This window comes from Streptococcus sp. HMSC078H03 (genome assembly GCF_001808655.1).
Taxonomy (GTDB): Bacteria; Bacillota; Bacilli; order Lactobacillales; family Streptococcaceae; genus Streptococcus; species Streptococcus salivarius_G.
The window spans coordinates 1-8,312 of sequence record NZ_KV794114.1; the positions used below are offsets into that span (position 1 = coordinate 1).

At 36.8% G+C, this 8,312-nt stretch carries 6 protein-coding genes; 4 read left to right on the plus strand and 2 right to left on the minus strand.

Going from position 1 to position 8,312, the window contains the following annotated elements; translation table 11 throughout:
- Nucleotides 1–76 precede the first annotated feature (76 nt).
- Nucleotides 77–952, minus strand: coding sequence for a LysR family transcriptional regulator (locus HMPREF2607_RS07605; RefSeq protein WP_070476566.1), 876 nt, complete (start codon nt 950–952; stop codon nt 77–79).
- Nucleotides 953–1,092: 140 nt separating this feature from the next.
- Nucleotides 1,093–1,458 (minus strand): helix-turn-helix domain-containing protein, encoded by a 366-nt coding sequence (locus HMPREF2607_RS07610; RefSeq protein WP_070476568.1) that lies wholly within the window; start codon nt 1,456–1,458, stop codon nt 1,093–1,095.
- Nucleotides 1,459–1,632: 174 nt separating this feature from the next.
- On the opposite strand from HMPREF2607_RS07610, the gene HMPREF2607_RS07615 reads away from it, so the two are divergent.
- The 4 genes from HMPREF2607_RS07615 to HMPREF2607_RS07630 all read left to right on the plus strand — a co-directional run bounded on the left by HMPREF2607_RS07615 (nt 1,633) and on the right by HMPREF2607_RS07630 (nt 8,106).
- Nucleotides 1,633–3,258 (plus strand): malolactic enzyme, encoded by a 1,626-nt coding sequence (locus tag HMPREF2607_RS07615; RefSeq protein WP_021147295.1) that lies wholly within the window; start codon nt 1,633–1,635, stop codon nt 3,256–3,258.
- Between the two features lie 83 nt (nt 3,259–3,341).
- Complete coding sequence (locus tag HMPREF2607_RS07620; RefSeq protein WP_070476570.1) at nt 3,342–4,289, plus strand: AEC family transporter; 948 nt, start codon at nt 3,342–3,344, stop codon at nt 4,287–4,289.
- 18 nt (nt 4,290–4,307) lie between these two features.
- Complete coding sequence (gene mprF, locus HMPREF2607_RS07625) at nt 4,308–6,800, plus strand: bifunctional lysylphosphatidylglycerol flippase/synthetase MprF (protein WP_261674293.1); 2,493 nt, start codon at nt 4,308–4,310, stop codon at nt 6,798–6,800.
- Between the two features lie 292 nt (nt 6,801–7,092).
- Nucleotides 7,093–8,106 carry a hypothetical protein gene (locus HMPREF2607_RS07630; protein ID WP_070476572.1) on the plus strand — a complete coding sequence of 338 codons (1,014 nt, stop codon included), beginning with the start codon at nt 7,093–7,095 and terminating at the stop codon, nt 8,104–8,106.
- Nucleotides 8,107–8,312: the final 206 nt, after the last annotated feature.

Sequence of the window (8,312 nt, forward strand, 5' to 3'; positions counted from 1 at the left end):
GGGGCATATCATTCTCACGGGTGGTTTTGACTTTTTATGGTTAGATAATATCTAAATTAACATAATACTGTCTCTTTTAGCTAAATAGTTCTTTTAAGAAGTTGAGAACCTTAGGATGAAGATTATTTTCCTTGAGGGTGATAAGAGAAACATAAAGGGTCAGACGTTCATTCTTAACCATTGGAATAGCAATTAAATCTTTGTCTTCCTTTGTTATAGCAATCTCAGAAAGAAGGCTGATACCAACTTTTTTACGAAGGAGTTGTTTAAGCAAATTAACATCATCAGTTTGAAAGAATGGTGTTGCGGCATGATGATGCTGATCATTCAGATGTTGAAATGCTTTTAGATGAACAAAATGTTCGTCTAAAATAATAAAATCTTCATTTATAACGTCAGAAAAAGCGATAGCTTCTTTATCTGCTAATGGGTATCCTGATGGCAGAATATAATAAAGATCACTTGTCATAAGGTTTTTAACTGAAAATCGTTTATCAATAATAGGTTCTAAGCTTCCAATAAAACTGGCATCTAGTTCTCCCCTAGATAAGAGATCTAAAAGTTCAATAGAGCCCTCTTGTATAGGATGAATATTTCGAAGTGCTGAGACATTTTCAATAAAAGCAGGTTCTTTACGAACAATATAGTCAATAATAAGAGGTGGGAATCCGATTGTATCATAGGAAGAAATGCTTCGTAGTATTTCCTTTTTGGCACCTTGAAGTTCTGGAAGCACTTTTTTTATATGTCGCAATAAAATATCACCTTGTGGTGTTAATTTAAAGGTTCTGTGAGAAGGGTCATGCATAATTAGTTGACAATGAAACTCTTTTTCTAATCGTTTAATCGCATAAGAAATGGATGGTTGACTCACCTCATGTTTTCGAGCTACATCAGTGAAAGATTGTAAGTTACTTAGGTCATAAAAGTAGTATAAGTCTTTAAGGTTCATAAAATCTCACTTTCAAAAGCATGTTAAAAGGATTTATATAGTCAAAGTCAGCTGAAGTGATAAGTAAATTTTATCCGTGGTAACGTATTTGACTATAAGTTTTTTAATAAGTTAAAATACGATGATGAGTCAGGAGGCAACTACAGGCTATCTAAAATATCTTCAAAGATGGCTAAGAGTTTCTCCCTCTTTGTAGCAGGAAGTTGTTTTAGCTTCATGTTAACTCTTTTCAGTGAGAGGTTATCGGTTTTGTCAGTGGTGGCCTCGAGGCTGTTAAAATTGAAAAATTCCTCTGGCGTCAAGTTTAAGGCAACAATCACTTTTTCTAGACTGTGAATGGTCAGATTCACATTTTGGTTTTCTAGTTGATTGATATACTTGAGTCCGAGTCCTGCCTGTTCCGAAAGTTCCTCTTGGCTCATTTTATTTTGTGTGCGAAAATATTTCACCTTTTGTGAAATATATTTTTGTGAAATATATTTTTGTAAATAATTTTTAGTCGTCATATAAACAGAATACAAGTTTTAAATGACAAAAATAACTTTTTAAACAATACGAAGTACGATATAAGATTATTATTGTCCATTATAGCATAAAAGAAATTAATGGACATTAAATGATACACTGTTCTTTTAATCGTACATAAATGGTAGTATAATATAGAAAAAGGAGGTCGCATTATGACTGCACATGATATTTTAAACAACCCTTTCCTTAACAAAGGAACTGCCTTTACTTTGGAAGAACGTCAGGAGTTAGGTTTGGTTGGACTCTTGCCACCTTACGTTCAAACCATTGAAGAACAAGCAGCGCAAACTTATGCGCAAATGCAAACGAAGGTCAACGATTTGGAAAAACGTTTGTTCCTAATGGAAATTTTTAATACAAATCGTACTCTTTTTTACTACCTATTTGCTCAACATTTGGAAGAGTTTAATCCCATTGTCTATGACCCAACCATTGCTGATACCATTGAAGGGTATAGCGATCTCTTTGTAGATCCACAATATGCCGCATATCTTGATATCAATCATCCTGAAAATATCGAAGCAACTTTGAAAAATGCAGCAGGGGACCGTGAAATTCGTCTTATTGTTGTGACAGATGCAGAAGGTATTCTCGGTATTGGTGACTGGGGAACAAATGGTGTCGATATTTCTGTTGGGAAACTGATGGTCTATACTGGAGCTGCAGGAATCGATCCTTCAATGGTGCTTCCTTTGGTCATTGATGCAGGTACCAACCGTGAAGAATTGCGTAACAACCCTAATTACTTGGGAAATCGCCACGAACGTGTGCGTGGTGATCGTTATTATGATTTCATTGACCAATTTGTTCAAACTGCAGAACGTCTTTTCCCTAAACTCTATCTGCACTGGGAAGATTTCGGTCGCTTAAATGCTGCTAACATCCTTGAAAAATACCGAAAACAAATCCCAACCTTTAACGATGATATCCAAGGAACTGGTATTGTAACCCTCGGTGGAATCTTTGGTTCATTGGATATTACAGGTGAAAAATTAACGGATCAAGTTTATCTCTGCTATGGTGGTGGGACTGCTGGTGCAGGGATTGCCTCTCGTGTCCTTCGTGAAATGGTCAGTGAAGGTCTGCCTGAAGAAGAAGCCTATAAACGCTTCTTTATGGTCGACAAACAAGGTCTCCTCTTTGATGACATGGATGACTTGACTCCGGAACAAAAACCATTTGCTAAGAAACGTTCTGATTTTGCCAATGCAGATAAGTTGACGGACCTTCTTGAAGTAGTGAAGACGGTTAAGCCAACTATTCTTGTGGGAACTTCAACTCAGCCAAATACCTTCACAAAAGAAATTGTAGAAGCTATGTGTGAAAACACTGAACGTCCTATCATTTTCCCATTGTCAAACCCAACCAAACTAGCTGAGGCAAGTGCCAAAGATTTGATCGAATGGTCAGACGGAAAAGCATTTGTTGCGACAGGAATTCCAGCTGGTACAGTTTCCTATAAAGGTGTGGACTACGTGATTGGTCAAGCGAATAATGCCCTGATTTACCCAGGTCTTGGACTAGGTATGCTGGCTTCTGAAGCGAGTCTCTTGACGGATGAAATGATTGGAGCTGCCGCACATTCATTGAGTGGTATTGTCAATCCAGGCGAACCAGGAGCACCAGTCTTACCTCCATTCAAGTATGTAGCTGATGTTTCTATCAAAGTAGCAGAAGCAGTTGCTAAAAAAGCGCAAGAACAAGGTCTTGCACGTGCTGAAGAAACAGATATGGCTAAAGCAGTCCGTGATTTGAAATGGTATCCAGAATATAAATAAGTAAATTTCATGGAGGTGTACGAGTGCGACTAGATGCCTCGTACGCCTTTTACTGTATATCCTAATATATAGAAAGGGAGATTATGGAAATCTTTTTAACTTCAATTCAGAGTATTGTACCCATTATCGTCATCATCATTCTTGGTTATTTCTTACAGGTCCGTGGGTGGTTCCAAGAGAGTTTCGGAAATGACTTATCTAAACTCATTATGAATGTGGCCATGCCAGTTGCGATTTTTACCTCTGTTCTTAAATATTTAACTTTAGATAAATTGATTAGCTTGTCTGGCGGTTTGTTGTATACCTTTATCGCCTTCATTCTTGGTTACCTAGCGGCCTTTATCGCGGTGGAAGTTTTTAAAGTGCGCCCAGGTCGTCGAGGAACTATGATTAATACCTTTGTTAATGCCAATACCATATTTATTGGTTTGCCTTTAAATATCGCTTTGTTTGGAAATCAAGCCCTTCCTTACTTCTTGGTTTATTATATTACAAATACTGTCTCTACTTGGACATTAGGTGTCTATCTGATGACTTCTGATAGTAAAGAAGGGGCTTCAAAACAGGCTCAAAAATTTAATTGGAAGAAGCTCTTCCCAGCTCCTTTATTAGGATTTCTCGTAGCCCTCGTATTTTTGGTGTTAAGTATTCCTGTCCCAAGTTTTGCGGAAAGTACCTTGACTTATATTGGTAGTTTGACAACGCCCTTATCTCTTGTCTATATCGGTATCGTTCTAGCGAAGGCAGGGCTTCAGACGATTCGCTTTGATAAAGATACCATCATCACACTGGTTGGCCGTTTTATCCTTGCACCTGTCATCATGCTTCTGGTTTTGAAATTCTTCTCTCCAAATATGGTAGCACCAGAATTTAGAACCTTTATGATTCAATCAGCAACACCAGCATTGGCAGTTCTTCCTATCCTTGCCAATCAAGGAAAAGGCGATGTTGAGTTTTCAACGAACGTGGTCACTCTCAGTACGGTTTTATTTGTGATTGTGATTCCAATTTTACAGACATTATTAGGATAAAAGGAGTAGAGTTTGCAAATGTTTTTAAATTGGGTTAAAAAATGGCAAACACTTATCAAACTCGTTTTATTTCTATCTATTGCTAGTCTAGTTATTGTAGAGATAACTAGACTTTTTAAGACGATTTCGTTTGATAAGATTGTAGAAATACTGGGGAAACTGTCTCCACTAAATGTCATCTTTTTAGCATTGTTTGGTTTTATGGCTGTTGCGCCAATGATCTTCTATGATGGTATCTTAAATAAAGAGCTTAATCAGAAACAAAAATTATCTTACTTACTAGAAACTAGCTGGACCATTAATAGCTTGAATAATATGATTGGCTTTGCCGGCTTGGTAGATATTGGTTTACGATATTCTTTCTATGGAGATGAAGAACGACCTGAAAAAAGTATGCAGGGCATTTCTCGTGTCATTCCTTATTTCATGAGTGGATTTTCACTGTTTGCCCTGATAAGCTTGGTTTTGACAGGTTTATTCCCTTTATCAATTGGTATTAAGCAGTATTGGCCAGTCCTTTTAGGAGCTAGTCTCTATCTCCCAATTGTTTTATTTGTTTCAAATAGGAAAAATTGGGCCTATTTTGGCCAGCTGGGTGGAAAGACAATTTTATCTTTAGTATTAGCTTCTGCCCTTGATTGGGCTTGTGTACTAAGCTTTTTCCTTTTGGTTGGGTATATTTTGGGCTATAATTTACCAAGTTATGATGTAATTCCCCTCTTTATGATTGCTATTACAATTGGGATTATGTCAATGATTCCAGGTAGTCTAGGTAGTTTTGATTTAATTATGGTATCTGGTTTAGTTGGTCTTGGGATTGATAAAGCTCAGGCACTAAGTTGGTTACTTGTATTTCGGTTATTCCATTATGTTCTCCCTTTTTGTTTAGGAGTAGTTTTATTCTTAAAGAATATGGGTGGACGACTTAATGAGAAATATTTAGGAATTCCTCAAAAGGTCATTGAAGCCTTATCCGCTATAGTATTGGTTTTGGGGTTGCGACTCTTTGGTTTCTTTCTTATCGTTTCAGCTATAGTTCCTCAAGAATTAGGACATCTTCCTTTGCTTAGAGAACTTACACCTAGCACTGGACAGTTTGTTTTTCAACTTCCTAGTATTGTTCTTGGTGTTCTGTTCTTCCTTTTAGCAAGATTAGTTAAACGACGTTTAAAATTTACGTTAACACTGGCTACTGTCCTAGGGCTAGTGAGTCTTGTTTATTTGAATATTGGTAGTTTTTCATTACCAAGTAGTCTTTTCTTAATGGTTCTCTTGTTTCTCGTATGGTGGAATAAGGATACATTTGTTCGCAGACATTATATTTATGCTTGGGAAGATTGTTATAAAGATATATCGTATATTGGTGATAGTTTCTTCTTGACGCTTGTTTTGTTAGGACATTTGAATCCACATCATGTGTTTAAGTTAAAACATCTCTCTCATCTGGTTACACACTGGATTCATTTTCTTGGTTTATCTCTGATATTGGTTATTTTGTATGTTTTGGTTCTTCGTGAAAGTAATAAAATTAAAGAGAACTTCGGAGAAGTTTTCGATAAACAACGATATCAAGACTTTATCGCAACAATCCCAAATTTAAATTTAGATGCTGCCTTAGCTTTTTTAGGTGATAAATATCTTTATTGGTACCAGGAGGATGGTCAAGACAAAGTTGTTTTCCAGTTTGCAATTGAAAATAACAAGTGTGTTGTTATGTCAGATCCACTAGCACACTTAGGCTACTTAGAAAAGGGCTTATCACAGTTTTTAGCAGAAGCGGAGGATGCAAATATCTCTGTTATTTTCTATGAAGTTAATCAAGAAACAACCCTTTTACTTCATGAATATGGATACGACTTTATGAAGTTTGGTGAGACTGCTCAGGTATCACTCGATGAATTTACAACTGAAGGAAAACACGGGAAGAAGTTTAGAACGGTTGTGAATAAGCTAGAAAATAAAGGATATCACTTTCAAGTATTACAACCGCCTTTTGATAAAAAGATGCTTAATACCCTAAAAGAAATATCTGATAGTTGGCTAGATGGTCGCCAAGAAAAAGGTTTTTCACTTGGCTATTTTGATGAAAAGTACATTCAATTAACTCCAATAGCTCTTGTAAGTGATGAGGAAGATAACATTCAGGCTTTCGTTACCTTTTTAGCTAGCAATGGACCTAACGAAGCAAGCATTGACCTGATGCGCTACGACTTAAAGACAGCCCCCAATGGTATCATGGATTATCTTTTTGTAAAATTATTACTTCATTTTAAAGAAGAAGGAGTTACCTTCTTTGATTTAGGTATGGCGCCATTGTCAAATGTAGGAACTGAGAAACATAGTTTCTTACAGGAAAAAGTGGCTTATCTCATCTATGCCTTTACCAATCGCTTCTATTCTTTTAGTGGTCTTAGACAATATAAACAAAAGTTTAATCCAATCTGGTCACCACGATATGTTGCTTATCCTCGTGATACATGGCTTATCCTCGTGATACATGGCTTATACTAGATATGTTAGCCATTTATAGAGTTGATAATCGCAAAGTAAAGAGATTATCGTAATAACTATTAGTTTTAAACAGCATATGATGATTTTCGAGCTTTTGTATGACTGTCATAGTTAGTTTAAGTAAAGGGTTTAGTTCTGTGTAAAACGGAGCTAAATCCTTTTTATGTTGTAAAATCAGTACTATTAGAAAGTAATAAATACATTTAATTAGGGAATGATTTGATTTTTATTAAAAATATGAGATAATAGATTTGGACTAATTTTAAAACAGCAATTTTAGAGGGAGACAATGATGTCAAAACGACTATTTTCGGATGAGCCGAATGCCCCCAAACCCCTTAAGGAGCTTTTCTGGGAAAATGCAGAAAAAGCTCGAATGGGGGAATTTTGGAAAGACAAAAAGAGTTACAGAGAGCTCTCAGAAGCCACGGGGATTCCGGCAGGAAGCCTTCGGATGCTCTTTATGAACAAGCCTAAGGGAAATATCCCAAAGATTGTAACTATTACTAACGGTCTGGCCAAGGTGACTGAAAAAAACATTACACTTGGGAAGCTCTTAGCTCGAGACAATCAGCATGAGGTTTTTGAGTTTCCAAGAGATCCTGATCAGGTCACCCAAAACTTGTGGCACAACATTCGCAAGAAGCTGGAAATCACGGAAGATATGGATGAGGGAGAAGTCAGAGAACGTATGACAGCATTTGTAGTCTCATCTGGTATGGCTCAAACCAACTATGACCTGATCAATCAAAGAGGAACGGTTTCGCTTGATACTTTGGAAAAATTTTCTAAAAGACTTAGAGTTGAGCCTTATGAATTGTTGGCTACCATTAGACGAAGGGAGATTATTGATAGGGACGATTTCCCTGTTCCTAAGGAAAATGTTAGCGACTACCACATCGATATTGGTAAGCTCAATACTTTTATTAAGCTACAACCCTTCTCGCCCAACGGTCAAGAGGTAGCCTCTGCAGACTTAAGCCCACAGAATCTTTATCATTATTATTCAAAAGGAACTATCGGAGATATGCCCATAAAAACGGCCTATAAGTTTAAAAGACTTGTAGATATTTATGAAGCAGAATATGGTCCCCTTGAACCTTCAAGTCGAGTTTTAGATGTCAAGGAACTAGAAAGATTCCTTTATAGCGGTATGATTACTGGTTATGCCATTGCTAAGACAGGGTTGATGAATGCGACCAATGGAAATCTCTATATCAAGGGCAAACGTCCTATCGAATCTATGCAACTGGATCGTGCCTTCGGTCTTTATAAACACCTAAAAAGACTGAAAAAGGAGCAATAAATTCTTTACCTAACAAAAAGCCAAAATCAGCATGCTGATTTTGGCTTTTTGTTTGTATGCCTAGTAAGAATAATTTTAGTCGATTTCCTGACTTATCTTACAATTGCTTCGCACGTCCATTTTTATCAAAGTGATAAGTCACACCATTGATGGTACGGGTTTGGTTGGTGAGGAGCTCACCAGAGTTTTCGTCATAATAACGAGTT

Excerpts from the sequence above, each read along its gene's own strand:
- HMPREF2607_RS07605 (WP_070476566.1), bottom strand. The coding sequence starts at position 952 with ATGAACCTTAAAGACTTATACTACTTTTATGACCTAAGTAACTTACAA.
- mprF (WP_261674293.1), top strand. The coding sequence starts at position 4,308 with ATGTTTTTAAATTGGGTTAAAAAATGGCAAACACTTATCAAACTCGTT.
- HMPREF2607_RS07610 (WP_070476568.1), bottom strand. The coding sequence starts at position 1,458 with ATGACGACTAAAAATTATTTACAAAAATATATTTCACAAAAATATATT.
- HMPREF2607_RS07615 (WP_021147295.1), top strand. The coding sequence starts at position 1,633 with ATGACTGCACATGATATTTTAAACAACCCTTTCCTTAACAAAGGAACT.
- HMPREF2607_RS07620 (WP_070476570.1), top strand. The coding sequence starts at position 3,342 with ATGGAAATCTTTTTAACTTCAATTCAGAGTATTGTACCCATTATCGTC.
- HMPREF2607_RS07630 (WP_070476572.1), top strand. The coding sequence starts at position 7,093 with ATGTCAAAACGACTATTTTCGGATGAGCCGAATGCCCCCAAACCCCTT.